Source organism: Mesorhizobium album, assembly GCF_033977205.1.
Classification (GTDB): domain Bacteria; phylum Pseudomonadota; class Alphaproteobacteria; order Rhizobiales; family Rhizobiaceae; genus Mesorhizobium; species Mesorhizobium album.
This window is the reverse complement of record NZ_JAVIIW010000008.1, coordinates 45,061-69,373: the sequence shown is the minus strand read 5'-3', so window position 1 is coordinate 69,373 and position 24,313 is coordinate 45,061. Positions and strand designations below refer to the sequence as shown.

The 24,313-nt window shown below is 63.8% G+C and carries 24 protein-coding genes; 19 read left to right on the top strand and 5 right to left on the bottom strand.

All coding sequences use genetic code 11. The features are described 5' to 3' along the window. Positions 1 to 134 precede the first annotated feature (134 nt). Together RFN28_RS09130 and RFN28_RS09125 are read right to left on the bottom strand one after the other, a co-directional pair. The gene (locus RFN28_RS09130) at positions 135 to 731 is read right to left on the bottom strand and encodes a gamma carbonic anhydrase family protein (RefSeq protein ID WP_320287048.1); all 597 of its coding nucleotides are present in this window, start codon (positions 729 to 731) and stop codon (positions 135 to 137) included. Then, positions 728 to 1,246: a MarR family winged helix-turn-helix transcriptional regulator gene (locus RFN28_RS09125; protein WP_320287047.1), complete on the bottom strand. Its 519-nt coding sequence runs from the start codon at positions 1,244 to 1,246 to the stop codon at positions 728 to 730. The genes RFN28_RS09130 and RFN28_RS09125 overlap by 4 nt, the downstream gene beginning before the upstream one ends. 210 nt (positions 1,247 to 1,456) lie before the next feature. On the opposite strand from RFN28_RS09125, the gene RFN28_RS09120 reads away from it, so the two are divergent. The 10 genes from RFN28_RS09120 (at position 1,457) to RFN28_RS09075 (ending at position 10,230) form a co-directional block, all read left to right on the top strand. Continuing rightward, complete coding sequence (locus tag RFN28_RS09120; RefSeq protein WP_320287046.1) at positions 1,457 to 1,780, top strand: FtsB family cell division protein; 324 nt, start codon at positions 1,457 to 1,459, stop codon at positions 1,778 to 1,780. Between the two features lie 175 nt (positions 1,781 to 1,955). Further along, complete coding sequence (gene pdhA, locus RFN28_RS09115) at positions 1,956 to 2,993, top strand: pyruvate dehydrogenase (acetyl-transferring) E1 component subunit alpha (protein ID WP_320287045.1); 1,038 nt, start codon at positions 1,956 to 1,958, stop codon at positions 2,991 to 2,993. A 14-nt stretch (positions 2,994 to 3,007) separates the two neighbouring features. Then, on the top strand, positions 3,008 to 4,396 hold the full coding sequence (locus RFN28_RS09110; RefSeq protein WP_320287044.1) for a pyruvate dehydrogenase complex E1 component subunit beta: 1,389 nt from the start codon (positions 3,008 to 3,010) through the stop codon (positions 4,394 to 4,396). Between the two features lie 12 nt (positions 4,397 to 4,408). Further along, positions 4,409 to 4,696, top strand: a complete 288-nt coding sequence (locus RFN28_RS09105) for a hypothetical protein (RefSeq protein WP_320287043.1) — start codon at positions 4,409 to 4,411, stop codon at positions 4,694 to 4,696. A gap of 3 nt (positions 4,697 to 4,699) precedes the next feature. Continuing rightward, positions 4,700 to 6,070: a pyruvate dehydrogenase complex dihydrolipoamide acetyltransferase gene (locus RFN28_RS09100; RefSeq protein ID WP_320287042.1), complete on the top strand. Its 1,371-nt coding sequence runs from the start codon at positions 4,700 to 4,702 to the stop codon at positions 6,068 to 6,070. A gap of 128 nt (positions 6,071 to 6,198) precedes the next feature. Further along, the gene (locus RFN28_RS09095) at positions 6,199 to 6,837 is read left to right on the top strand and encodes an SGNH/GDSL hydrolase family protein (protein ID WP_320287041.1); all 639 of its coding nucleotides are present in this window, start codon (positions 6,199 to 6,201) and stop codon (positions 6,835 to 6,837) included. 27 nt (positions 6,838 to 6,864) lie between these two features. Further along, complete coding sequence (gene lpdA / locus RFN28_RS09090; RefSeq protein ID WP_320287040.1) at positions 6,865 to 8,310, top strand: dihydrolipoyl dehydrogenase; 1,446 nt, start codon at positions 6,865 to 6,867, stop codon at positions 8,308 to 8,310. A gap of 102 nt (positions 8,311 to 8,412) precedes the next feature. After that, positions 8,413 to 8,670 (top strand): GlsB/YeaQ/YmgE family stress response membrane protein, encoded by a 258-nt coding sequence (locus RFN28_RS09085; RefSeq protein ID WP_320287039.1) that lies wholly within the window; start codon positions 8,413 to 8,415, stop codon positions 8,668 to 8,670. Positions 8,671 to 8,800: 130 nt separating this feature from the next. Next, positions 8,801 to 9,766 (top strand): lipoyl synthase, encoded by a 966-nt coding sequence (gene lipA / locus RFN28_RS09080; RefSeq protein WP_320287134.1) that lies wholly within the window; start codon positions 8,801 to 8,803, stop codon positions 9,764 to 9,766. 8 nt (positions 9,767 to 9,774) lie between these two features. Continuing rightward, the gene (locus RFN28_RS09075) at positions 9,775 to 10,230 is read left to right on the top strand and encodes a type II toxin-antitoxin system RatA family toxin (protein ID WP_320287038.1); all 456 of its coding nucleotides are present in this window, start codon (positions 9,775 to 9,777) and stop codon (positions 10,228 to 10,230) included. A gap of 4 nt (positions 10,231 to 10,234) precedes the next feature. Here the strand turns inward: RFN28_RS09075 and RFN28_RS09070 are convergent, their stop codons facing one another. Together RFN28_RS09070 and RFN28_RS09065 are read right to left on the bottom strand one after the other, a co-directional pair. Then, a complete protein-coding gene (locus RFN28_RS09070) occupies positions 10,235 to 10,732 on the bottom strand; it encodes a CinA family protein (RefSeq protein ID WP_320287037.1) in 498 nt (165 codons plus the stop codon). Next, the gene (locus tag RFN28_RS09065; protein WP_320287036.1) at positions 10,729 to 11,958 is read right to left on the bottom strand and encodes a bifunctional 2-C-methyl-D-erythritol 4-phosphate cytidylyltransferase/2-C-methyl-D-erythritol 2,4-cyclodiphosphate synthase; all 1,230 of its coding nucleotides are present in this window, start codon (positions 11,956 to 11,958) and stop codon (positions 10,729 to 10,731) included. The genes RFN28_RS09070 and RFN28_RS09065 overlap by 4 nt, the downstream gene beginning before the upstream one ends. A 139-nt stretch (positions 11,959 to 12,097) precedes the next feature. Between RFN28_RS09065 and dusB the strand changes: the two genes are divergently transcribed. From dusB to ntrC, 3 genes are read left to right on the top strand one after another with little or no spacing between them, the layout of a single operon-like run. Next, complete coding sequence (dusB, locus tag RFN28_RS09060) at positions 12,098 to 13,123, top strand: tRNA dihydrouridine synthase DusB (protein ID WP_320287035.1); 1,026 nt, start codon at positions 12,098 to 12,100, stop codon at positions 13,121 to 13,123. Next, positions 13,120 to 14,262: a two-component system sensor histidine kinase NtrB gene (locus tag RFN28_RS09055; RefSeq protein ID WP_040970620.1), complete on the top strand. Its 1,143-nt coding sequence runs from the start codon at positions 13,120 to 13,122 to the stop codon at positions 14,260 to 14,262. The genes dusB and RFN28_RS09055 overlap by 4 nt, the downstream gene beginning before the upstream one ends. After that, positions 14,259 to 15,719 (top strand): nitrogen regulation protein NR(I), encoded by a 1,461-nt coding sequence (gene ntrC, locus RFN28_RS09050; RefSeq protein WP_320287034.1) that lies wholly within the window; start codon positions 14,259 to 14,261, stop codon positions 15,717 to 15,719. The genes RFN28_RS09055 and ntrC overlap by 4 nt, the downstream gene beginning before the upstream one ends. A gap of 95 nt (positions 15,720 to 15,814) precedes the next feature. On the opposite strand, the gene RFN28_RS09045 is transcribed toward ntrC, so the two are convergent. Beyond that, positions 15,815 to 16,705: an NAD-dependent epimerase/dehydratase family protein gene (locus RFN28_RS09045; protein ID WP_320287133.1), complete on the bottom strand. Its 891-nt coding sequence runs from the start codon at positions 16,703 to 16,705 to the stop codon at positions 15,815 to 15,817. Positions 16,706 to 16,822: 117 nt separating this feature from the next. Here RFN28_RS09045 and RFN28_RS09040 point away from each other — a divergent pair, with 117 nt between their 5' ends. The 6 genes from RFN28_RS09040 to hflX all read left to right on the top strand — a co-directional run bounded on the left by RFN28_RS09040 (position 16,823) and on the right by hflX (position 24,280). After that, positions 16,823 to 17,644 (top strand): AraC family transcriptional regulator, encoded by an 822-nt coding sequence (locus tag RFN28_RS09040; protein WP_320287033.1) that lies wholly within the window; start codon positions 16,823 to 16,825, stop codon positions 17,642 to 17,644. Between the two features lie 169 nt (positions 17,645 to 17,813). Next, positions 17,814 to 20,105, top strand: coding sequence for a sensor histidine kinase NtrY-like (locus RFN28_RS09035; RefSeq protein WP_320287032.1), 2,292 nt, complete (start codon positions 17,814 to 17,816; stop codon positions 20,103 to 20,105). Then, complete coding sequence (ntrX, locus tag RFN28_RS09030) at positions 20,095 to 21,456, top strand: nitrogen assimilation response regulator NtrX (RefSeq protein WP_320287031.1); 1,362 nt, start codon at positions 20,095 to 20,097, stop codon at positions 21,454 to 21,456. Before RFN28_RS09035 ends, ntrX begins: the two co-directional genes overlap by 11 nt. A gap of 182 nt (positions 21,457 to 21,638) precedes the next feature. Then, positions 21,639 to 22,502, top strand: a complete 864-nt coding sequence (locus tag RFN28_RS09025) for a D-amino-acid transaminase (protein ID WP_320287030.1) — start codon at positions 21,639 to 21,641, stop codon at positions 22,500 to 22,502. 143 nt (positions 22,503 to 22,645) lie between these two features. Beyond that, the gene (gene hfq / locus RFN28_RS09020) at positions 22,646 to 22,891 is read left to right on the top strand and encodes an RNA chaperone Hfq (protein WP_066989720.1); all 246 of its coding nucleotides are present in this window, start codon (positions 22,646 to 22,648) and stop codon (positions 22,889 to 22,891) included. Then, positions 22,892 to 24,280 (top strand): GTPase HflX, encoded by a 1,389-nt coding sequence (hflX, locus tag RFN28_RS09015; RefSeq protein ID WP_320287029.1) that lies wholly within the window; start codon positions 22,892 to 22,894, stop codon positions 24,278 to 24,280. Positions 24,281 to 24,313: the final 33 nt, after the last annotated feature.

Here is a 24,313-nt window from a genome sequence, read left to right as displayed (position 1 = left end):
AGATCATTCGTCCAGCCCGCCAAGGAGTGCCGCACGACCTCAGGCGGCGCACCTTGAGGTTAGATGCATGTCGCCGCCGGCTGCGGCGCATTTTTCGGCGTCATGCACCGATCCTGTGGAAGGCCTGCCGCCGCTCACACGCTTTCCGTGCGATGCACGCCCAGCGCCACCGAGAGGTTTCCCGTTATTTTCTGCATCACATCGGGAAGGCTTCGGTCGACGCCGTAGACGAAGCCTGGGAAATCGAGCGGTTTCTGCTGGGACCAGATCGCCTCATGCTGGTCCGGGGGCAGGATCCGGGCCGGATCGCCAACCGCGATCCAGCCGATCGGCACGACCGTGCCAGGCTCGAGGCGGGTACGCAGGTGAACGGTGCCATTGATGCGAACCTCCGAGCCACGCTCGATGTGCGCACCATGGAAAACCGCCGCGCCCGTAGCGATGAAGACCTCATCTGCGACTTCTGCGCCGACCACGTGGCTATTGGGGCCTACGACGCAATGGCTCCCTATCGTGCAAGGGTGGCGTGCCGTGGCGCGGATCACGGCATTCTCCAACACGATACAGTTGCGGCTAATGCGGATCGAGCCGCCGGCCTCCGCCACAAGGCGGGCGCCATGCATGACCCGGCTGCCGGCGCCAATGACGACATCGCCACACACGGTGGCGTCCGGAGCGACCCAGGCATCGGCATCGATCGCTGGCGAATACCCAGCGTAAGAAATGATCATCGCACACTCTCCTCTTTCTCGATCTCAGCCGCGCGACAGCCAATCGGGCAAACCTCAGCGCCGCAAAGGTCATGCTCGCAGAGGCGACACGTTGTCCTGGCGAAGGCGCGGGAAGTCGTCGCGCCGGCAAGGATCTTATCCAGCATCGAAACAAAGCGCTGCCGCTCGTTCGGCTGCAGTGCGGACAGCAATCCGTCGAGCATGGCGAGCCGGAGAGCCTGCATCTGCTCGACCTGGGTGTGGCCGCTCTCCGTCAGCGTCAGCGGCGTGACACGACCTTCCGGTTTGCCGCGCACAATCAGCGCCTGCCGCTCCAACCCGTCGATCAAACGCACAGCCGTCGGTTGACTGACGCCGACAATTTCAGCGAGTTCGGTCGTGGTCAGCCCCGGCTTGAAGTGCAGCATCGACAGCACCGCCGCCGCGCTCGGCGAAAGCTCTCGCAAGGACGCTTCCGTCCTGTCGCGAATCATGGCGCCGAGCGCGCCGAGCTTGTTGGCGCCCAATTGTTGCATAGCGTATGCATATATTATTTTTGAGCAGGATCAACTTCTTTCTCGCACGCCGCGATCGCAAACGCGTTGTGCAACCAAGTGAGCGATGGGATGCGACTTGCCCTGGCCGTTCCCGCTCGCCAATTCCATGGTCCGTAACCGTCCATTAAGCACAATCGGGCGAAATACGACTCACAGCCGCTTGCGTTCGCGGCCGCGAGGATTCGGGTTATGTGGACACGTCAGCACAAGCAGAGAAACACCGGCAGGCTGATCATTCCCTCGCTCTGCGTGCTGTTCCTGACCTATTTCGGCTTCCATGCCTATCACGGCGAGTTCGGCATCTATTCCAAGTATCGGCTGAAGGCCCAAGCGGCCGAACTGCAGGCCCAGCTCGATGCGGTCAAGGCGCGACGGACCGACCTTGAGCGTCGTGTCCAGCTTCTGCATGAGGGCACGCTGGAGAAGGACATGCTTGACGAACAAGCCCGAAAGGCGCTCAATCTGTCCCAGCCTGACGAAATCACCATCATGCTGCCTGCCTCGGCGAAATAACCGGAATTCGGTTAATCGCACTTATTTGCAATGATTCTAATCGCTTAGATGCATGCCAGCCATGCGTTTTTCAGCATGGCGCAATGCATCCTTGCGTGTTAGCCTCGCTCGCATCGGTGGGGAGACGATCGATCTCCCTGAATGTCCGCAAAGAGACGTCAACAGGGAGTGATGCATGGCCACCGCCGCCAGAAAAGCGCCTGCCAAATCCAAATCCGACAAACAGCCGAACCTTTCCGCGCCTAAACCGTCCGAATTCACCAAGGAAGAAGAGCTTTCCGCCTATAGGCATATGCTGCTCATCCGCCGTTTCGAAGAGAAGGCCGGCCAGCTCTATGGCATGGGCTTCATCGGCGGTTTCTGCCACCTCTATATCGGCCAGGAGGCCGTCGTCACCGGCATGAAGATGGCGCTGGTCGAGGGCGACCAGATGATCACCGCCTATCGCGACCACGGCCACATGCTGGCGATGGAATTGTCGCCGCGCGGCGTCATGGCCGAGCTCACTGGACGCCGCGGCGGCCTGTCGAAAGGCAAGGGCGGCTCCATGCACATGTTCTCCAAGGAGAAGCATTTCTACGGCGGCCACGGCATCGTCGGCGCGCAGGTGTCGCTGGGCACTGGGCTCGCCTTCGCCAACCGCTATCGCGACAATAAGAACGTCACGCTGACCTATTTCGGCGACGGCGCCGCCAACCAGGGCCAGGTCTACGAGAGCTTCAACATGGCCTCGCTGTGGAAGTTGCCGGTGATCTACGTAATTGAGAACAACCGCTACGCCATGGGCACGTCTGTGTCGCGCTCTTCCGCAGAGACCGATTTCTCGCATCGCGGCGCCTCCTTCAAGATTCCCGGCATCCAGGTCGACGGCATGGACGTCCGCGCCGTGAAGGCCGCCGGCGACCTCGCCGCCGAATGGTGCCGCGCCGGCAACGGCCCGCTCATCCTCGAGATGCAGACCTATCGCTATCGCGGCCACTCGATGTCCGATCCGGCAAAGTACCGCTCAAAGGAGGAAGTGCAGAAGATGCGCTCCGAGCGTGACCCGATCGAGCAGGTCAGGGTGCGGCTGCTCGACAAGAAGTGGGCGAGCGAGGACGAGCTCAAGGGCATCGACAAGGAGGTCCGCGACGTCGTCGCCGACGCCGCCGAATTCGCCCAGAACGATGCCGAGCCGGATCCGTCCGAGCTCTGGACCGACGTGCTGCTTTAAGGGAGGGCAAGGACATGCCGATCGAAATTCTCATGCCCGCGCTCTCGCCGACGATGGAAGAGGGCAATCTTTCCAAATGGCTGAAGAACGAAGGCGACCAGGTCGTCGCCGGTGACGTGATCGCCGAGATCGAGACCGACAAGGCGACGATGGAAGTCGAAGCCGTGGATGAAGGCACGCTTGGCAAGATCCTGGTCGCTGCCGGCACCGAAGGCGTCAAGGTCAACACGCCGATCGCCGTGCTTTTGCAGGATGGCGAGAGCGCCGCCGATGTCGGCAAGGCGGCAGCACCTGCCAAGGCGGAAGCTCCGGCAAAGGCCGAAGCGCCCGCCGCGCAGGAAGAAAAGGCTCCGGCGGCGCCTGTCGCTGCTGCACCCAAGGCGGAGATTGCTGCCGATCCGGACATTCCCGCCGGCACCGAGATGGTATCGACCACGGTGCGCGAGGCGCTCCGCGACGCCATGGCGGAGGAAATGCGCCGCGACGGCGACGTCTTCGTCATGGGTGAGGAGGTTGCCGAATACCAGGGCGCCTACAAGATCACGCAAGGCCTGTTGCAGGAGTTCGGGCCGCGGCGCGTCGTCGACACGCCGATCACCGAGCATGGCTTTGCCGGCGTCGGCGTCGGCGCGGCGATGGCCGGCCTGAAGCCGATCGTCGAGTTCATGACCTTCAACTTCGCCATGCAGGCGATCGACCAGATCATCAACTCGGCCGCCAAGACGCTCTATATGTCCGGCGGCCAGATGGGCGCGCCGATCGTGTTCCGCGGCCCGAACGGCGCCGCTGCCAGAGTCGCCGCACAGCACTCGCAGTGCTACGCCGCCTGGTACAGCCACATCCCCGGCCTGAAAGTGGTGATGCCGTATACGGCGGCCGACGCCAAGGGCCTGCTCAAGGCCGCGATCCGCGACCCGAACCCGGTCATCTTCCTCGAGAACGAAATCCTCTACGGCCAGTCCTTCGACGTGCCGAAGCTTGACGATTTCGTGCTGCCGATCGGCAAGGCGCGCGTCCACAAGCAGGGCAAGGACGTCACCATCGTCTCCTTTGGCATCGGCATGACCTACGCGGTCAAGGCGGAGGCCGAGCTGCGCGGCATGGGCATCGATGCCGAGATCATCGATTTGAGAACCGTCCGGCCGCTCGACTTCGACACGGTCATTGCCTCAGTCAGGAAGACCAACCGGCTGGTCGTAGTAGAAGAGGGCTTCCCGCAGAGCTCGGTCGGCGACCACATCGCCAGCCAGGTGTCGCAGCGCGCCTTCGACTTCCTCGACGCGCCGGTCATCACCATTGCCGGTAAGGACGTGCCGATGCCCTACGCGGCGAACCTCGAGAAGCTGGCGCTGCCCAACGTCGGCGAGGTCGTCGAGGCAGTCAAAGCCGTCACCTATCGATAAGGAACGACGCCGATGCCGTCCTTCTGGGTCTTGGCCGCGGTCATTGTTCCCACCGTCGGGATTGCTTTTCTGGTGCGCTCCATGACGGGCAAATTCGATGCGATCCTGCTGATGCTCAGCGGTGTCGCGTCGCTTGTCCTCGCAACTGTCGCGACCGGCTCTGCCCAGATCGACCAGACGGGCGACATGATGACCCTGGAAATGACCAAAAGCAGTTTCCACTTCGGCGTGCTGCCGCCGGTCTTCATTGTCGCCACGCTGACGGTCATGCGCGGCCTGTTCAAATTCATTCAGGAGTGAGCGATGCCAATCAACATCACTATGCCGGCCCTGTCGCCCACGATGGAAGAGGGCAATCTTGCGAAGTGGCTGGTCAAGGAGGGTGACAAGGTTTCGCCCGGCGACGTGATCGCCGAGATCGAGACCGACAAGGCGACAATGGAAGTCGAGGCCGTCGATGAAGGCACGGTCGCCAAGCTCGTCGTTCCGGCCGGCACCGAAGGCGTCAAGGTCAACGCGGTGATCGCCATCCTGGCCGGTGAGGGCGAGGATGCCAGTGCCGCTGCAAAAGCCGACGGCGCCGCCGCACCCAAGGCGGAAGCTCCGAAAGCGGAGGCTGCGAAGGCAGAAGCGCCCAAGGAAGCGCCGAAGCCGGCAGCAGCCGCAGCACCCGCACCTTCGAAAGCCGAGCCCGCTCCGGTCGCCAATGGCCACGCCGGCGGCGAGCGCGTGTTCGCGTCGCCGCTCGCCCGCCGCATCGCCAAGGATGCCGGCGTCGACGTGGCGGCGCTCAGCGGGTCCGGTCCGCGCGGCCGGGTGGTGAAGGCCGATGTCGAGGCGGCGATCGCTTCCGGCGGCGCCAAGGCCGCACCCGCCGCCAAGGCGCCAGCCGAGGCACCAGCGGCCGCGCCGGCTGCCAAGCCGATGTCGGACGACCAGGTGCTGAAACTGTTCGCCGAAGGCTCCTACGAGCTCGTCCCGCACGACAACATGCGCAAGACCATCGCGCGCCGCCTGGTCGAGGCCAAGAGCACCATCCCGCATTTCTATCTGACGCTCGATTGCGAGCTCGATGCGCTGCTCGCACTGCGCACGCAGCTCAATGCTGCAGCGCCGGTGAAGAAGACCGACAAGGGCGAGGTTCCCGTCTACAAGCTCTCGGTCAACGACATGGTGATCAAAGCGATGGCGATGGCGCTGATGGCGGTGCCGGACGCCAACGCCTCCTGGACCGACAGCGCCATGGTCAGGCACAAGCACGCCGATGTCGGCGTTGCCGTGTCGATCCCCGGCGGCTTGATCACGCCGATCATCCGCCGTGCCGACGAAAAAACGCTGTCCACCATCTCCAACGAGATGAAGGATCTGGCAAGCCGCGCCCGCAGCCGCAAGCTGAAGCCCGAGGAATACCAGGGCGGCACCACGGCCGTGTCCAATCTCGGCATGTTCGGCGTCAAGGATTTCGCCGCCGTCATCAACCCGCCGCACGCGACGATCCTGGCCGTCGGCGCCGGTGAGGAGCGCGCAGTGGTGAAGAATGGCGAGATCAAAATCGCCACTGTGATGTCGGTGACGCTGTCGACCGATCACCGGGCCGTCGACGGCGCGCTCGGCGCCGAGCTGCTCGGCGCCTTCAAGCGCATGATCGAAAATCCGATGGGCATGCTGGTGTAAGGAAAGGAAAAGGCGGTGTGGAAATTCTTCACCAGCCTTTTCGCCTTCATAATTTCCAATCCCGCCGGCGGGCTGGTCGCATGTCGGCGCGTCAGGCGCTCACGGTCAGGTTTCGGCAGGGCAACCGCATGAAGACAATCCTCTGCTATGGCGACTCGCTGACCTGGGGCTATGACGCCGCCAGCCTCGGCCGCCATGCGCTGGAAGACCGCTGGCCGAGCGTGCTGAAGGCGGCGCTGGGCGACGGCATCGAGGTCATTGCCGAGGGCCTCAACGGCCGCACCACTGCCTTTGACGATCATCTGGCCGGAGCCGACCGCAACGGCGCGAGAATGCTGCCGACGATCCTGACGAGCCACGCGCCGCTAGACCTGATCATCTTCATGCTCGGCGCCAACGACATGAAGCCCTGGATCCACGGCAATCCGGTCGCCGCCAAGCAGGGCACGCAGCGCCTGATCGACATCGTGCGCGGCCATGACTATCCGTTCGACTGGCCGGCGCCGCAGATCCTCATCGTCGCGCCGCCCGCGGTGACGCGCACCGACAATGCCGAATTCAAGGAAATGTTCGCCGGCGGCGATGACGCATCGAAGCGGCTGGCGCCGCAGTATTCGGCGCTCGCCGACGAGGCCGGCTGCGGCTTCTTCGATGCCGGTTCAGTGGCGACGACCACGCCGCTCGATGGTGTCCATCTCGATGCCGAAAACACGCGGCGGATCGGCCAGGCGCTGGCCCCGCTCGTGCGCGTGATGCTCTCACTCTAACCCCGAGAAAAAATCAGGGAGAACCCCGTGGCTGAGAATTACGACGTGATCATCATCGGCTCTGGCCCCGGCGGCTATGTCACTGCCGTGCGCTCCGCCCAACTCGGCTTCAAGACGGCGATCGTCGAGCGCGAGCATCTCGGCGGTATTTGTCTCAACTGGGGCTGCATCCCGACCAAGGCGCTGCTGCGCTCGGCCGAGATCATGCATTATTCGGACCACCTCAAGGATTATGGCCTGAAGCTCGACGGCAAGGTCAGCCCCGACACGGCCGCCGTCGTCGATCGCTCACGCAAGGTGTCGCTCAGGCTGAATGGCGGCGTCGCCTTCCTGATGAAGAAGAACAAGGTCGACGTCATATGGGGCGAGGCCAAGCTTTCCAAGCCAGGTGAGATCGTGGTCTCCAAGACCGCCAAGAAGCCGATGGAGCCGCAGCCGCCGGTGCCGAAAGGCGTCAAGGGCGAGGGCACCTACACCGCCAAGCACATCATCCTTGCGACCGGCGCAAGGCCGCGCGCGCTACCCGGCATCGAGCCGGACGGCAAGCTGATCTGGACCTATTTCGAGGCGATGGTGCCGAACGAGATGCCGAAGTCGCTTGTCGTGATGGGTTCCGGCGCCATCGGCATCGAGTTCGCCTCCTTCTACCGCACCATGGGCGCTGAGGTGACGGTGGTCGAATTGCTGCCGGCGGTGATGCCGGTCGAGGATGCCGAGGTCTCCAAATTCGCGCAGAAGCAGTTCGAGAAGCAGGGGATGAAGATCCTGCTCGAGGCCAAGGTGACGAAGGTCGAGAAGAGCGCCAATTCGGTCACGGCCCATGTCGAGATGAAGGACGGCAAGGTGGAAAAAATCACCGCCGAGCGCTTGATCTCGGCCGTCGGCGTGCAGGGCAACATCGAGGGCCTCGGCCTCGAGGCGCTCGGCGTGAAGACCGAACGCGGCTGTATCGTCGTCGACGGCTACGGCAAGACCAATGTGCCCGGCATCTATGCCATCGGCGATGTGGCGGGGCCGCCGATGCTCGCGCATAAGGCCGAGCATGAGGGCGTGGTCTGCATCGAGAAAATAGCCAATTTCCCGGGCGTTCATGCCACCGACAAGCTGAAGATCCCCGGCTGCACCTATTGCAGCCCGCAGGTCGCCTCTGTCGGCCTGACCGAAGCCAAGGCCAAGGCCGAAGGCAAGGACATTCGCGTCGGCCGTTTCCAGTTCGGCGCCAACGGCAAAGCCATCGCGCTCGGCGAGGACCAGGGCTTCATCAAGACCATCTTCGACAAGAAGACCGGCCAGCTGCTCGGCGCGCATATGGTTGGCGCCGAGGTGACGGAGCTCATCCAGGGCTTTGTCGTGGCGATGAACCTGGAGACCACCGAGGAAGAGCTGATGCACACGATCTTCCCGCATCCGACCCTGTCGGAGATGATGAAGGAAAGCGTGCTCGACGCCTATGGCCGCGCTTTGAACGCATGATAGATTGGCTGTGCGAGACTCAGACGCGACAGCCGGAGGACTCTTACGGCGAAGTGGTTCGTATCCGGATGCATTTTCACCTGATCGAGGAGGAGTTGGCATATGAGCGTGAATGGCGTGGGCTGGATTGCAGCCATCATCGTCGGCGGATTGGCCGGGTGGCTCGCCGAGATGGTCATGAAGAGCAACACCGGCATCTTCATGAACATCGTCCTGGGCATCGTCGGCGCGATCGTGCTGAACGCGATCCTGCAGGCTCTCAATATCCAGTCTTTCGGCGTCGGCTGGTTCGCCTATCTGATCACCGGCTTCATTGGCGCCTGCCTGCTGATCTTTGTCGGGCGGCTGGTGCGCCGCTGAGCCGCGCCAGGCACCGCTATGCGAAAATGGCCGTGGCGGCATGCGCCGGCGCGGCCTTTTTCTTTGCTCCGAAAAGTCCTAGATGACGCAAACAGGCGGCTGCGACGCCCGCGGCCGCGAAGGGTTTGAGATGGTCACTGTTCTCGACACGATTGCGAATGCGCCGCGCCCGCGGCATCCGGAGAAGGCGCACAGGCCGGACCAGGAGGTGCTGCGCAAGCCGGACTGGATCCGCGTCAAGGCACCGGTTTCGAAGGGCTATGCCGAGACCCGCGAGATCGTGAAATCGAACAAGCTGGTGACGGTGTGCGAGGAAGCCGGCTGCCCGAACATCGGCGAGTGCTGGGACAAGAAGCACGCCACCTTCATGATCATGGGCGAGATCTGCACGCGCGCCTGCGCCTTCTGCAACGTCGCCACCGGCATCCCGACCGCACTCGATCCCGATGAACCGGCCCGCGTCGCCCAAGCAGTCAAGCAGATGGGCCTTAGCCATGTCGTCGTCACCTCGGTCGATCGCGACGATCTCGACGACGGCGGCGCGCAGCATTTCGCCGACGTGATCCATGCCATCCGCGTGGTGGCCCCTTCGACGACGATCGAGATCCTGACGCCAGACTTCCTGCGTAAGGACGGCGCGCTGGAGATCGTCGTGGCGGCCAAGCCCGACGTCTTCAACCACAATCTGGAAACGGTGCCTTCGAACTACCTGACGGTCCGGCCGGGCGCCCGCTACTTCCATTCGATCCGCCTGCTGCAGCGGGTCAAGGAGCTCGACCCGTCGATCTTCACCAAGTCTGGCATCATGGTCGGTCTCGGCGAGGAGCGGAACGAGGTCCTGCAGCTGATGGACGATCTGCGTTCGGCCAATGTCGACTTCATGACCATCGGCCAATATCTGCAGCCTTCGAAAAAGCATCATCCGGTGATCCGCTTCGTCACGCCGGAGGAGTTCAAGTCCTACGAGACGATCGGCAAGACGAAGGGCTTCCTGCTGATGGCATCGAGCCCGCTGACGCGGTCCTCGCACCATGCCGGCGACGATTTCGCCAGGCTGCGCGCGGCGCGGGAAGCGCAGCTCGAGAAAGCCAGCTGACCGGTTAGATGCCGAAATTCGAAGCCATCCGCCGCGTTGCCCACACGCCGGAAGAGATGTTCGCGCTGGTGGCGGATGTCGAGGCCTATCCGCAATTCCTGCCGCTGTGCGAGGCGCTGACGGTGCGCTCGCGCAAGGAGCGCGACGGCCGCACCATCCTCGTCGCCGATATGAGCATCGGCTACAAGGCGATCCGAGAGACCTTTACGACGCAGGTGCTGCTCAAGCCCGACGAGCACGCCATCGATGTCAAATACATCGACGGCCCGTTCAAATATCTGAGCAACATCTGGCGCTTCGATCCGGCCGATGGCGGCTGCGAAGTGCATTTCTTCATCGACTACGAGTTCAAGAGCCGCATTCTCGGCGCGCTGATGGGCACGATGTTCGACCGCGCCTTCCGCATGTTCTCGGAGGCCTTCGAGAAGCGGGCAGGTCTGATCTACGGTGCCAGGCCGGCCTGATCCTTCATCCCGCCCGATCTTCACCAAGCACGCGCAGCCCGAGCTGCAATGCGTGCCGCACCGTCTCGTGGCGGATGAATTCGCGGCCCTTACGGGCAAAAAGCTGGCGCTCGACGACAGCTGGCTGACCGGCAAGTGCCACCCCGAACCAGACGAGCCCGACCGGCTTTTCCGGCGAGCCGCCGCTCGGTCCGGCAATGCCGGTGACGGCGAGGGAGAGGCTCGCGCGCGAATGCGTCAGCGCGCCCGCCACCATCTCCTCGACCGTCTCACCGGAGACCGAGCCATGTGCCGCGAGCGTCGCCGCGGAGACGCCGAGCATCTCCATCTTGGCTTCGTTGGAATAGGTGATGAAACCGCGGTCGACCACGGCCGAAGAGCCGGCAATGTCGGTGAGCGCGGCGATGATCATGCCACCTGTGCAGCTCTCGGCTGTCGCCAGCATGATGCCGCGCTGCTGGCAGGCCTGGAGAAGGGCGTTGGCGAGTTCGGCGTTGCTCATGCTGGCACCTCTCCCGGATAGATGACGCTGGCGGTGGCGATCGCCGCTATGCCTTCGCCGCGGCCGACAAAGCCGAGCTTTTCGTTTGTCGTCGCCTTGATCGAAATGCGCTCCGGCGCAATGCCGAGCATCGCCGCAAGCGCCGCGGTCATCGCTTCGCGGTGCGGCCCGACGCGCGGCGCCTCGCAGATCAGCGTGATATCGGCATTAGCGATGCGCCCGCCGCGCTCGCGCACCAGCTTCGCGGCGTGCTCCACGAAGATCTTCGAGGCAACACCTTTCCATTGCGGATCCGACGGTGGGAAATGCGTGCCGATGTCGCCCGCGCCGCAGGTGGCAAGCAGCGCATCGGTGAGGGCATGAAGGCCGACATCGGCATCCGAATGGCCGGAGAGTTTTCGATCGTGCGGAATGGCGACGCCACACAACGTGACGTGATCGCCAGGTTCAAAGGCATGCACATCGTAACCATTGCCGGTGCGGATGTCCGGAAAGCGCGGCAGCGCGCTGGAAAGCCGCTGGTCGGCCATCGCAATATCCCTTGCCCAGGTGAGTTTGAAATTGTCCGGCGAGCCGGTGACGATCTTGACCGGAATGTGCGCCCATTCGGCAATCGCCGCATCGTCGGTGAACTCGGTCTTGCCGAGATGATGCGCCTTCTCATGCGCCGCAAGCAATGGCCAGAACGGAAAGCCCTGCGGCGTCTGCGCGGCATGAAGGCCAGCCCGCGACACCGTCTCCTCGATCATGCCGTCGGCCGATTCCCGCTTCAACGTGTCGGCGACGGGAAGGGAGGGCAGCGCCCCCTGATGCTCGCCTATGGCTTCGATGGTGCGGTCGATCAGCCCGGCATCGACGAAGGGGCGTACCGCATCATGCACCAGCACCTTTGCCGGCGCCCGCTCCCTGAGCGCCTGGAGCCCAAGCCGGACCGAGGCCTGGCGGGACGGACCGCCGATGACCGCAAGAACGCGCCCGGCATGGGCCCCGGCCGCGCGCTCGAACAGCTCGCGGTCATCGGCATGGATCGCCACGACCACCGGCCCAACCTTCGGGTGCGACAGGAACTGTTCCAGCGTATGCGCGATGACGGCGCGGTCGCCGATACGCTGGTATTGCTTCGGCCCGTCGGCCTGTCCGGCGCGCGCGCCGCGCCCGGCGGCGACGATGACCACGCCCACCTCGCCCTGCGCGTCCAAACCCTTATTTTCACTTGCGTCAGTCATGGCGAGAGGCTTAGTCGCGGCTCGAAGGGAAGGCCAGCATTTTCCAAAATGCGCCTTAATGTGACGACATTGCGCGTTGCACAATGGGTTGCATCTGGCTACAGAATGTGCAGCAATCAAACATGCTTGGTTTTTGTGCATGCCTGAACTGACCAGATTGGCTTCGCCGCTCGATGTCGGCGGTGTGAGGATCCGCAACCGCGTGTTCCTCGCGCCGATGTCGGGCATCACCGACGAGCCGTTCCGGCAGCGCGCGCATGCGCATGGCGCCGGGCTGGTCGTGTCGGAAATGGTAGCGAGCGGCGAGCTGGCCAAGGGCAGGGCAGGCTGCGACCTGCGCATCCGCCATTCCGGCCTGCCTGTCCATATGGTGCAGCTCGCCGGCCGCGAGGCGGCTCATATGGCCGAGGGCGCGCGAATCGCTGCAGGCGAGGGTGCCGACATCATCGACATCAACATGGGTTGCCCGGCGAAGAAGGTGACCGGCGGCTATGCCGGTTCGGCACTGATGCGCGATCTCGACCATGCGCTCTCGCTGATCGACGCGGTGGTCGGCGCCGTTTCGGTGCCGGTGACGGTCAAGATGCGGCTCGGCTGGGACGAAGGCGCGCTCAACGCGCCGACGCTGGCGCGCCGCGCCGAACAGGCCGGTGTGCGCATGGTGACCGTGCATGGCCGCACGCGCTGCCAATTCTACCAGGGCAAGGCCGACTGGCGCGCGATTGCGCGCGTCAAGCAGGCGGTCTCTATTCCCGTGGTGGCCAATGGCGATGTCGGCTCGCCGCAAGAAGCGGCGGTGATCCTCGAACAGTCCGGCGCCGACGCGGTGATGATCGGCCGCGCCCATTACGGAGCGCCGTGGATCGCGGGCAGCGTCGCGGCCGGCGCCGGAATATCCGCGCACGGCATTCCGCAAACGCCGCAAGCGCTCGCCGACTATATCGTTGCGCATTACCAGGACATGCTCTCGCTCTACGGCATCGAAAGCGGGCTGCGCCAGGCGCGCAAGCATCTCGGCTGGTATCTCGACCGGCACGTGCCCGGCGCTTGCGCCGGGCAGCGCAAGCGGATCCTCACCTCTTTCGAGGCTGCGGAGGTCATCCGCGGGCTGCGCGAGGCATTTGCCGACATTGCCTCGCCGGCCGAGATGCGGAGCGCGGCATGAAGGCAAACCTCCCACAGCCGGCCGACATGGCGGATGCCGCCAATATCGTGCTGAACACCATCCGCCGCCCGGTGATCATGGTCGATCCGGACGGATTCATCACTTTCGCCAATGCGGATGCCGAGGATTTCTTTCGCTCCAGCGCGACCATGCTTGCGCGTAACACGCTCTCCAAGCTGGTGCCGTTCGGCAGTCCGCTGCTGACACTGGTGGAGCAGGTGCGCGAGCGCCACGCACCGGTGAACGAATATCGCGTCGACGTCTCCTCGCCGCGCCTCGGCATCGAAAAGATGGTCGATCTCTACGTCGCGCCGGTGCCGGAATTCCCGGGCTCGGTCGTGGTGATGTTCCAGGAACGGTCGATGGCCGACAAGATCGACCGCCAGATGACGCATCGCGGCGCTGCCCGATCCGTCACCGGCCTCGCCGCCATGCTGGCGCATGAGATCAAGAACCCGCTTTCCGGCATCCGCGGCGCAGCACAACTGCTTGAGCTGTCGGCCTCCGACGAGGATCGTGCGCTGACGAGGCTGATCACCGACGAGACCGACCGCATCGTCTCGCTGGTCGACCGCATGGAGGTGTTCTCCGACGAACGGCCGATCGAGCGCTTTCCGGTCAACATCCACGTCGTGCTGGACCATGTGAAGGCGATCGCCAAGAACGGTTTTGCGAAAAAGATCAAGATTTTGGAGGAATATGATCCATCGCTGCCTCCGGTCTACGCCAACCGCGACCAGCTGATCCAGGTGTTCCTCAATCTGGTCAAGAACGCCGCCGAGGCGATCGGCGCCGACCCGCAGGGCGAGATCGTGCTGTCGACGGCCTTCCGCCCCGGCATCCGCGTTTCCGTGCCGGGAACCCAGGACCGCGTCTCGCTTCCGCTGGAATTTTGCGTGCACGACAACGGCCCCGGCGTTTCCGAGGACATTCTGCCGATCCTCTTCGATCCGTTCATCACCACCAAGCCGAACGGCTCGGGCCTTGGCCTGGCGCTGGTGGCCAAGATTGTCGGCGAGCATGGCGGCATTATCGAATGCGATTCGACGCCGCGCGGGACTACGTTCCGCGTCCTGATGCCGGCCTGGAAGGAGACTTCACCCAACGCCGGCGACGAAGCTGAAGGAGACCGCAAATGACCGTTCGCGGCAATATCCTCGTCGCCGACGACGATGCGGCCATCCGCACCGTGCTCAACCAGGCGCTGTCGCGCGTCGGCCATGACGTGCGCGTGACCTCGAATGCCTCGACGCTGTGGCGCTGGGTGGCGGCCGGCGAGGGCGACCTCGTCATCACCGATGTGGTGATGCCGGACGAGAACGCCTTCGACATGCTGCCGCGCATCAAGAAGGCGCGGCCGGAGCTGCCGGTCATCGTCATGAGCGCGCAGAACACCTTCATGACCGCCATCCGAGCTTCGGAGACCGGCGCCTACGAATACCTGCCGAAGCCCTTCGACCTCACCGAGCTGCTCAACATCGTCAACCGCGCGCTGGCCGAGCCGAAGCGGCCGAAGCTCGATTCGCGTGCCGACGAGCAACCGGAGACGATGCCGCTGGTCGGCCGCTCGGCCGCCATGCAGGACATCTACCGCATGCTGGCGCGCATGATGCAGACCGACCTGACGGTGATGATCAGCGGCGAATCCGGAACCGGCAAGGAGCTGGTGGCGCGCGCGCTGCACGAGTACGGCCGCCGCCGCGGCGGACCCTTCGTGGCCATCAACATGGCGGCGATCCCGCGCGACCTGATCGAATCGGAACTGTTCGGCCATGAGAAGGGCGCCTTCACCGGGGCGCAGAACCGCTCCACCGGCCGCTTCGAGCAGGCCGAGGGCGGCACGCTGTTCCTCGACGAGATCGGCGACATGCCGATGGAAGCGCAGACGCGCCTGTTGCGCGTGCTGCAGCAGGGCGAATACACGACCGTCGGCGGCCGCACGCCGATCAAGACCGATGTGCGCATCGTCGCTGCCACCAACAAGGATTTGCGGACGCTGATCAACCAGGGCCTGTTCCGCGAGGACCTGTTCTACCGCCTGAATGTCGTGCCGCTGAGACTCCCGGCGTTGCGCGAACGCTCGGAGGATGTTCCTGACCTTGTCCGGCATTTCTTCAAGCAGGGCGCCAGCGAAGGCCTGCAGACCAAGCGCATTTCGGCGGGCGGCATCGAGCTGATGAAGCGCTACCCCTGGCCCGGCAATGTGCGCGAGCTGGAGAACCTGGTGCGCAGGCTCGCCGCGCTCTATTCGCAGGACGAGATTTCCGCCGAGATCATCGAGGCCGAGCTCAAGACCGGCGAAAGGCCCGTGGTGCCGGGTGTCGGACCGCTCATCCCCGACGATTTGTCGATCGGCCAGGCGGTCGAACATTTCCTGCAGCGCTATTTCGCGTCTTTTGCCGGCGAACTGCCGCCGGCCGGGCTTTATCAGCGCATCCTCGCCGAGGTCGAATACCCGCTGGTGCTGGCCTCGATGACGGCGACGCGCGGCAACCAGATCAAGGCGGCCGAGCTTCTGGGCCTCAACCGCAACACGCTGCGCAAGAAGATCCGCGAGCTCGGCGTCAACGTCTACAAATCCTCAAGGCAGATCTAGGCGTTCGATGCCGGCCATATGCTTGCCGGCGTTTTCCCAGTTCCCGCCCGCCGGTCGACGGGCGGAACGCTGCGTTCCCGATCCACATGATTGGTTCAGAGATAATCCCTGACGGTGTCCGCGATCATCGCGTCAAGGCTGCTGGCCCTCACACCGAGGAGATGCTCGGTATCGGAAGAGTCGACCAGCAGCGGGCGATCGAAGAGATACTGCATTTCCACGAGCTCATGCATGCCCAGGGCTTCCATCTCAGCGGTGGAATAGTAGCGCATTTGCGAAATCTCCCTACCGAGCAACGCTGCGGTTCTGCGCATAAGATCGCGTGGCGAAGCATTTTGCGACGGGACATGAAAGGCGCGTCCCCATTCGCCCGTGTAGAAGGCTGACGCGACGAGCGTCCGGGCGGCGTCCTTGATGAAAGCCCAGGCATGATCGGCATCGAGGTTTCCCAAGAAGGCGACAGGCTTTCCTTCAACGATTGAAGGCAGCGCGAGAAGCGAGAAGTAGGTGACCGCGCCATACCCCAGATAGTCACTGGAACGCACCTCGATGGCCGGCACATTGGCGCGAGATACACGCTGCCACATTATCGTCCGGACAGTGCCCTTCCTCGATGTCGGGTCGAGAGGCAGGTCTGAACGCAAGGGACCGTCGGCATTCTCGCCATAGCCGTAGAGGTTTCCAAGCAGGATGATCTTCGCATCGACGGCTTCCGCCGCGCGCACCGTGCCGTCGATGATTGGAAAGAAGTCAGTCGGCCACCGGTGGTAAGGCGCCATGGCACACATGAAGATGGCATCCGCGCCCCGGCTGATGCGTGACAGTTCGGCGGCATCGGCGGCATCCGCCTTTATCGCACGGACACCGGGCAAATCGATATCGCTTACGCTCCTGCTTGTGAGGACGATGTCATGTCCTTGCTCTCCGAGCAGGCGGGCCGTCTCCCGGCCGACGGGGCCTGCTCCGACGACAACATAGTAACTCATATGAACCTCTTTGCGTTGGTAAACGAGGCGCAGGTCTAGAGGGCTTCGGCATTGAAAATCGCGCAGGAACCGCCAAATGTTGGGCAGGTTCTGCCATGATTTCGAGGCCTGTTTCACATGTATCCGCAGTACACTTCGGCCCAGGTGCCGGCTGGCCTGTCAATCGCCTGCCGGCATGTCGAAGCGGGCACCTATCGGCTGCCGCGGGCGGATGATCACCGCATAACGGTCCATGCCAGTGCGGCGACGCGCTCCTATTGCAGTGACGCCGGACGATATTTCTTACGGCGCGCCGGTGACATTGATTTCGTGCCTGCGGGACAGGAGGGCGGGTTCGAGGCCGAAACCTCATTCGACACAAAGGAGGTTCGCCTGTCGCCCGCCATGCTTGAGCGCGTGGCTTCGGAGATCGAAGGCGGCATAAAGGCACGCCGTTTCGACACGCGGCACCTGCTTCGGGACGAACGTATCGAATACCTCGTGCGGGCACTTGAGGCCGACCAAAAGACAGGCTCGCCGGGCGGAACGCTGTTCGCCGAAAGTGTCGGCGTCGCGCTTGCGGTGCGCCTGCTTGGTCTCGACGATTTGGAGACGGATCGAACGGTTCGGCTCTCGGATGCGCAGCTCAACCGCGTCCTGGAATATGTCGATGCACATCTTTCCGAACCGCTCACGATCGACACGCTGAGCCGCATCGCCAACGCCAGCAGCTCGCATCTCAGGACGTGGTTCAAGGCGGCGACCGGTACGACCCTTCACCGCTACGTGCTGCGACGCCGGGTTGAGCGCGCCCGCTCCCTGATTCTGGGAAGCGACCTCAGCGTCAGCGAGGTAGCCTACCAGGCAGGCTTCGCGCATCAGTCGCATCTGGCGCATTGGATGCGCCGCGAGATTGGGCAGACGCCGCATAGGTTGCGACGGACACGACCGGGGAAGTGACGCGCGAGCCATCGCGTTGCCGGGCTGCCTCGTTCGGCGCCATTGGGGTCCGGCTTTGTTCTTTTGCGTGAATGAGCCGGGGAAAGATTTCCGTCCCGGCCACACTTGTTGCATAATCGCCACAATGCGTTGCATACATCCGACGCAATGACCGACTCTAGACGGCGATATGGCTGCTGAGGCTCCGACACTGAACCAACCGCTATTCAACCGGGCCGGCGTCCCCGACGGCCGCCGGCTGCTGGCGCTGCCTGGCGTGGTCGCGATCGTAGGCGCCATGATCACGGCAGCGATCTCGTTTGCGATCCTGGTCGGCGCGACCCCGATCGCGCCGAATGCCAACGCCACTTGGGCGCTGATCGCGCTCAACGCCGTTTTCGTCCTGTTCCTGATCGCCCTGATCAGCCGCGAGATCCGCCGCATCGTCATGGCGCGCCGGCACGGTCGAGCGGCCTCGCGGCTGCATGTGCGCATCGTCGCCATGTTTGCGCTGGTCGCCGCCATCCCGGCAATCATGGTGGCCATCATCGCCTCGATCACGCTCGATATCGGCCTCGACCGCTGGTTCGAGATCCGCACCAAGACCATCGTCAATTCGTCGCTGTCGATCGCCGATGCCTATGTCCAGGAAAATGCTCGCAACCTGCAGGGCACGACCCTGTCGATGGCCTATGACCTCGACGCCTCGCGCACGCTCTACGGGCTTGACCGAACCGGCTTCCTCGACCTGATGAACAAGGAGGCCGTCGGCCGCGGGCTGGCGCATGCGGCGCTGATCAAGCCCGACGGCTCGTTTGTGATGAGCGCCAAAACCGACGCCGACTTCGCGATGCCGGAGCCGCCGCCGGGCGCTGTCGAGACGGCCGCCGACGGCAAGCCGGTGCTGATCGAACCGCGCACCCGCAACATCATGGGCGCCATCGTCAAGCTGCGCGAGATCGAGGGCCTTTACCTCTATACGATCCGCTTGGTCGACCCCGAGGTGATCAGGGCGCGCCAGATCGTCAAATCCAACACCGACGAATACCGCAACCTCGAGGACAATCGCCGGACCTCCCAGGTGGCCTTCGCGCTGCCCTATCTGTCGCTGACCCTCATTGTCATCCTGTCGGCGATCTGGACCGGCATTGCGGTCGCCGACCGGCTGGTGCGGCCGATCCGCCAGCTGATCGGCGCGGCCGACGAGGTGGCCACCGGCAATCTCGACGTCGCCGTTCCCGTGCGCCAGTCCGACGGCGACGTGGCCTCGCTGGGCGAAACCTTCAACAACATGATCCTGGAGCTCAAATCGCAGCGGAACGAGCTTCTGTCGGCGAAGGACCTGATCGACGAACGGCGCCGTTTCTCCGAAGCGGTGCTGGAGGGCGTCACCGCCGGCGTCATCGGCGTCGATTCCTTTGGCACCATCACCATCGTCAACCGTTCGGCCGAAACCATGCTCGCGATCTCGGCCAGTGCCGCGCTCGGACAGAACCTCTCGGCCATCCTGCCGCATGTCGGCCGCGTCTTCGAGATCGGGCGCCAGTCCGGCAAGCCGGTCTATCGCGAGCAGGTGACCTTCTTCCGCGCCGGCATGGAGCGGACCTTCAATGTCCAGATCACCGTCGAAGCGGGTGACGAAGGATCGGATGAAAAATCCTATGTCGTGACCGTCGACGACATCACCGATCTCGTCCAGGCGCAGCGCTCGTCGGCTTGGGCGGATGTGGCGCGGCGCATCGCCCACGAAATCAAGAACCCGCTGACGCCGATCCAGCTCTCGGCCGAGCGCATCAGGCGCCGTTACGGCAAGGTCATCACCGAGGACCGCGAGGTCTTCGATCAGTGCACCGACACCATCATCCGACAGGTCGAGGATATCGGCCGCATGGTCGACGAATTCTCGGCCTTCGCCCGTATGCCGAAGCCGGAAATGAAAGTCATCGATCTTCGCGAATCGCTGCGCGAGGCATCGTTCCTGGTGGAAGTGAGCCGCTCAGACATTGCCTTCGAACGCGATTTCGGCACCGAGCCGCTCAAGGGCACATTCGACAGCCGCCTGATGGCGCAGGCCTTCGGCAATGTCATCAAGAACGCTGCCGAGGCCATTGACGGACTTGATGCGGAAGACCGTTCCGACGGCACAATCCGGATTCAAGTCGGGCGCCAAGATGGCGCCATAAGAATCGACGTTATCGACAACGGCAAAGGGCTGCCGCGCGAGAATCGGCAGCGGCTGCTCGAGCCTTACATGACGACGCGCGAGAAAGGCACCGGCCTTGGCCTCGCTATCGTCAAGAAGATCGTGGAGGACCATGGCGGCCGGCTCGAATTGCACGACGCGCCGCCCGATTTCCACGGCGGCCGGGGCGCGATGATCACGATCATCCTGCCGCCGGCAGCGGTCGTCGCCGCGCCGCCACGCGGCGAGGGCCGCAACGAACACGAACGAGAAACTGAAAAGGTCGGTAATGGCGTCTGACATTCTCATCGTCGATGACGAGGAAGACATCCGCGAACTCGTCGCTGGCATCCTGAGCGACGAAGGTCACGAAACCCGTACGGCACATGATGCAGACAGTGCGCTTGCAGCGATTGCTGATCGCGCGCCGCGGCTGATTTTCCTGGATATCTGGCTGCAGGGCTCGCGCCTCGACGGTCTGGCGCTGCTGGACGAGATCAAGACCATGCATCCGAGTATGCCGGTGGTGATGATCTCCGGCCATGGCAACATCGAAACCGCGGTTTCGGCCATCCGGCGCGGCGCTTATGATTTCATCGAAAAGCCGTTCAAGGCCGACCGTCTCATCCTGATCGCCGAACGCGCGCTGGAGACATCCAAGTTGCGGCGCGAGGTTTCCGACCTCAAGCTGCGCAGCGGCGAGACTTTTGACCTGATCGGCATGTCGTCGGCGATGAGCCAGTTGCGCCAGACCATCGAGCGCGTCGCGCCGACCAACAGCCGCATCATGATCATCGGCCCGTCCGGCTCCGGCAAGGAACTGACGGCGCGCGCCATCCACGCGCTGTCGGCGCGCAAGAACGGCCCGTTCGTGACGCTGAGCGCCGCCACCATCACGCCTGAGCGCATGGAGATCGAGCTGTTCGGCACCGAATCGAACGGCACCGAGCGCAAGGTCGGGGCGCTGGAAGAGGCGCATCGCGGCATTCTCTACATCGATGAAGTGGCCGACATGCCGCGCGAGACGCAGAACAAGATCCTGCGCGTGCTGGTTGAGCAGCAGTTCGAGCGGGTAGGGGGCACCAAGCGCGTCAAAGTCGACGTCCGCATCATTTCCTCCACCTCCCAGAACCTGGAGGCGATGATCGCCGACGGCCGCTTCCGCGAGGATCTCTATCATCGTCTGGCGGTGGTTCCGGTCACGGTGCCGGGGCTGGCCGAGCGGCGCGAGGATATTCCTTACCTCGTCGACAATTTCATGAAGCAGATCGCGCGCCAGGCCGGCATCAAGCCGCGCCGTATCGGCGACGATGCGCTCGCCGTGCTGCAGGCGCATAACTGGCCGGGCAACGTTCGCCAGCTGCGCAATAATGTCGAGCGGCTGATGATCCTGGCGCGCGGCGGCGAGGCCGATGCGCCGATCACCGCCGACCTTTTGCCCTCCGAGATCGGCGATGTCATGCCGCGCACGCCCAACCAGTCGGACCAGCACATCATGGCGCTGCCGCTGCGCGAGGCTCGCGAGCAGTTCGAGAAGGACTATCTCATCGCCCAGATCAACCGCTTCGGCGGCAACATCTCGAAGACGGCCGAATTCATCGGCATGGAGCGGTCCGCTCTGCACCGCAAGCTGAAGTCGCTGGGCGTCTAAAGCAATCCCAGGAAAAGTGCGCGGCGGTTTTCGGTCCGGATCTGCGTAAAAAACAAATGTTTAGAGCGGGTCGGCGATTCTCTCAAACGCTGAACCGCTCCCGGACCGCTTGGTCCACCCGATTGTTCATTACGGCAGCGGCGGAATCGCCTAAGAAAGCCGAACAGCTCCGAGGGGTTTCCATGCCGCGCATTGCCTATGTCAACGGGCGCTACGTCGCCCATGCTCAAGCCCGCGTCCACATCGAGGATCGCGGCTACCAGTTCGCCGACGGCGTCTACGAGGTCTGCGAGGTGGCGCGCGGCTACATCGTCGACATGCCGCGCCATCTTGCCCGGCTCAAGCGCTCGCTGAAGGAACTGTCGATCGCCTGGCCCGTCTCCGAGGGCGTGCTGCCGCTGCTGCTGCGCGAGGTGGTGCGCCGCAACCATGTCGTCAACGGCCTCGTCTATCTCCAGGTGACGCGCGGCGTCGCCAGCCGCGAGTTCTTCTTTCCGGCGGCGGACACCAAGCCGGCTCTGGTCATAACCGCCCGCAAGGCCGATCCCGCTGCCGCCGCCAAGCGGGTCGAGACCGGCATCAAGGTCATCACGGTGCCGGAGAATCGCTGGGACCGCGTCGACATCAAGAGCACCGGCCTTTTGCCTAATGTGCTCGCCAAGCAGAAGGCCAAGGAAGCCGGCGCTCAAGAAGCCTGGTTCGTCGACACCGACGGCACGGTCAAGGAAGGCGGCTCGTCCAATGCCTGGATTGTCACCCGCGACGGCGTTCTGGTGACGCGGCCTGCCGAGCACGGCATCCTGCGCGGCATCACGCGCACGACGCTGTTCGATGTCGCCGCCAAGCTCGGTCTGAAGGTCGAAGAGCGTGGATTTTCGGTCGCCGAAGCCAAGGCCGCGCGCGAGGCTTTCATCAGTTCCGCGACGACGATCGCCATGCCAGTGGTCGAAATCGACGGCGCGCCGATCGCAAACGGCCATCCCGGCTCTATGACACTTTCGTTGCGGCAGGCATTTTTTGACATTGCGGAAAAAAGTCCAGCCTGATAACCGCAAAGGTGGAATGAACCTCAACTATCTCGTTCTGCTTGCCGCGCTGACGGCAAGAGGGGGTTTGCTGGCTTGACAGGCGCCGCGTAATTTGGCGCATTGGCCTGCAGACCGAAGGGGATCGGCGAAAGACAAAAACAATGGCGGAACGATCGCAAAACCTTCAGGACCTGTTCCTGAATTCAGTTCGCAAGAGCAAGAATCCACTTACCATCTTCCTCATCAACGGCGTGAAGCTGACCGGCGTCGTCACTTCGTTCGACAATTTTTGTGTGTTGTTGCGGCGCGACGGGCATTCCCAGCTCGTCTATAAGCACGCCATTTCCACGATCATGCCGAGCCAGCCGGTTCAGATGTTCGATGGCGAGGAAGGCCAGGGCGCCTGATTGGCACGTGAGAAGGACGCGGACCGCAGCGTTCGCGGAAAGCAAGGGCACCAACTCGGACCGGAAGCCAAGGATCCGACCCGGGCGGTCGTTATCGTGCCGGTGCTTGCGCGCCAGCCGCGTGGCGACGACGATTCGAGCCGCCCGCGCCTGAGCCGCTCGGCGGATGCCCGCCACGACGAGGCGGTCGGGCTCGCCAGCGCCATCGATCTCGATCCGGTCCACACTGCGGTGGTGACGGTCAACGACCCGCGCCCGGCGACGCTGCTCGGCAGCGGCAAGGTAGCGGAGTTCGCCGACATCGTGAAGGAGCGCAAGGCGGAACTGGTCATCGTCGACCACCCGCTGACGCCGGTGCAGCAGCGCAATCTCGAAAAGGAGCTGAACGCCAAGGTGCTCGACCGCACCGGGCTGATCCTGGAGATCTTCGGCGAGCGCGCCAGGACCAAGGAAGGTACCCTCCAGGTCGAGCTGGCGCATCTCAACTACCAGAAGGGCCGGCTGGTGCGGAGCTGGACCCACCTCGAACGGCAGCGCGGCGGCGCGGGTTTCCTTGGCGGTCCCGGCGAAACGCAGATCGAGTCGGACCGGCGCATCCTGCAGGACAAGATCACCAAGCTAAAGCATGAGCTGGAAACGGTTCGCCGCACGCGCGACCTGCACCGCGCCAAACGCAAGAAGGTGCCATTCCCGGTTGTAGCGATCGTCGGCTACACCAATGCCGGAAAGTCGACGCTGTTCAACCGGCTGACCGGGGCAGGGGTTCTGGCCGAGGACATGCTGTTCGCCACGCTCGATCCGACGCTGCGCCGCGTGCGCCTGCCGCACGGCACGCCGATCATCCTGTCGGACACGGTCGGCTTCATCTCGGACCTGCCCACGCATCTGGTAGCAGCCTTTCGGGCGACGCTGGAAGAGGTTGTCGAGGCCGATCTCGTGCTGCATCTGCGTGACATCTCGGACCCCGACACCGCGGCGCAGGCCGAGGATGTCGAGCGCATTCTTGGCGATCTCGGTGTCGACGCGGCCGACACAGATCGCGTCATCGAAGTGTGGAACAAGATCGACCTGCTCGACAAAGGCAATCGCGAGCGCCTGCTTGCCGAAAGCGCCGGCGGCAAGGCGCCGCCGATCGCGATATCGGCGGCGACCGGCGAGGGGATCGACGCGCTGAAGGCGCTCATCGAAACCAGAGTGTCAGGCGAGCTTGAGACAATGACGGTGACGCTGAACCCCGCCCAGCTCGGCCAGGTCGACTGGCTCTACCGCAACGGCGACGTCGTTTCGCGCACCGACAATGAGGACGGCAGCGTCACCATCTCACTGACGGCGACACACAGCGCCCGGCAGGAGATCGAGAGCCGGCTGCACCGCAAGAACAGCGCCTAACGACGGAGCAATTCCGGGAAAAGTGTGTAGCGG

Bases quoted from the DNA above. Each gene is read 5' to 3' on its own strand.
- RFN28_RS09100 (WP_320287042.1), top strand. From the start codon at position 4,700: ATGCCAATCAACATCACTATGCCGGCCCTGTCGCCCACGATGGAAGAG.
- ntrC (WP_320287034.1), top strand. From the start codon at position 14,259: ATGACCGTTCGCGGCAATATCCTCGTCGCCGACGACGATGCGGCCATC.
- pdhA (WP_320287045.1), top strand. From the start codon at position 1,956: ATGGCCACCGCCGCCAGAAAAGCGCCTGCCAAATCCAAATCCGACAAA.
- RFN28_RS09065 (WP_320287036.1), bottom strand. From the start codon at position 11,958: ATGACTGACGCAAGTGAAAATAAGGGTTTGGACGCGCAGGGCGAGGTG.
- RFN28_RS09110 (WP_320287044.1), top strand. From the start codon at position 3,008: ATGCCGATCGAAATTCTCATGCCCGCGCTCTCGCCGACGATGGAAGAG.
- RFN28_RS09095 (WP_320287041.1), top strand. From the start codon at position 6,199: ATGAAGACAATCCTCTGCTATGGCGACTCGCTGACCTGGGGCTATGAC.
- RFN28_RS09105 (WP_320287043.1), top strand. From the start codon at position 4,409: ATGCCGTCCTTCTGGGTCTTGGCCGCGGTCATTGTTCCCACCGTCGGG.
- lipA (WP_320287134.1), top strand. From the start codon at position 8,801: ATGGTCACTGTTCTCGACACGATTGCGAATGCGCCGCGCCCGCGGCAT.
- dusB (WP_320287035.1), top strand. From the start codon at position 12,098: ATGCCTGAACTGACCAGATTGGCTTCGCCGCTCGATGTCGGCGGTGTG.
- RFN28_RS09120 (WP_320287046.1), top strand. From the start codon at position 1,457: ATGTGGACACGTCAGCACAAGCAGAGAAACACCGGCAGGCTGATCATT.
- RFN28_RS09075 (WP_320287038.1), top strand. From the start codon at position 9,775: ATGCCGAAATTCGAAGCCATCCGCCGCGTTGCCCACACGCCGGAAGAG.
- ntrX (WP_320287031.1), top strand. From the start codon at position 20,095: ATGGCGTCTGACATTCTCATCGTCGATGACGAGGAAGACATCCGCGAA.
- RFN28_RS09035 (WP_320287032.1), top strand. From the start codon at position 17,814: ATGGCTGCTGAGGCTCCGACACTGAACCAACCGCTATTCAACCGGGCC.
- RFN28_RS09125 (WP_320287047.1), bottom strand. From the start codon at position 1,246: ATGCAACAATTGGGCGCCAACAAGCTCGGCGCGCTCGGCGCCATGATT.
- hfq (WP_066989720.1), top strand. From the start codon at position 22,646: ATGGCGGAACGATCGCAAAACCTTCAGGACCTGTTCCTGAATTCAGTT.
- RFN28_RS09055 (WP_040970620.1), top strand. From the start codon at position 13,120: ATGAAGGCAAACCTCCCACAGCCGGCCGACATGGCGGATGCCGCCAAT.
- RFN28_RS09085 (WP_320287039.1), top strand. From the start codon at position 8,413: ATGAGCGTGAATGGCGTGGGCTGGATTGCAGCCATCATCGTCGGCGGA.
- RFN28_RS09040 (WP_320287033.1), top strand. From the start codon at position 16,823: ATGTATCCGCAGTACACTTCGGCCCAGGTGCCGGCTGGCCTGTCAATC.
- RFN28_RS09130 (WP_320287048.1), bottom strand. From the start codon at position 731: ATGATCATTTCTTACGCTGGGTATTCGCCAGCGATCGATGCCGATGCC.
- RFN28_RS09025 (WP_320287030.1), top strand. From the start codon at position 21,639: ATGCCGCGCATTGCCTATGTCAACGGGCGCTACGTCGCCCATGCTCAA.
- RFN28_RS09070 (WP_320287037.1), bottom strand. From the start codon at position 10,732: ATGAGCAACGCCGAACTCGCCAACGCCCTTCTCCAGGCCTGCCAGCAG.
- RFN28_RS09045 (WP_320287133.1), bottom strand. From the start codon at position 16,705: ATGAGTTACTATGTTGTCGTCGGAGCAGGCCCCGTCGGCCGGGAGACG.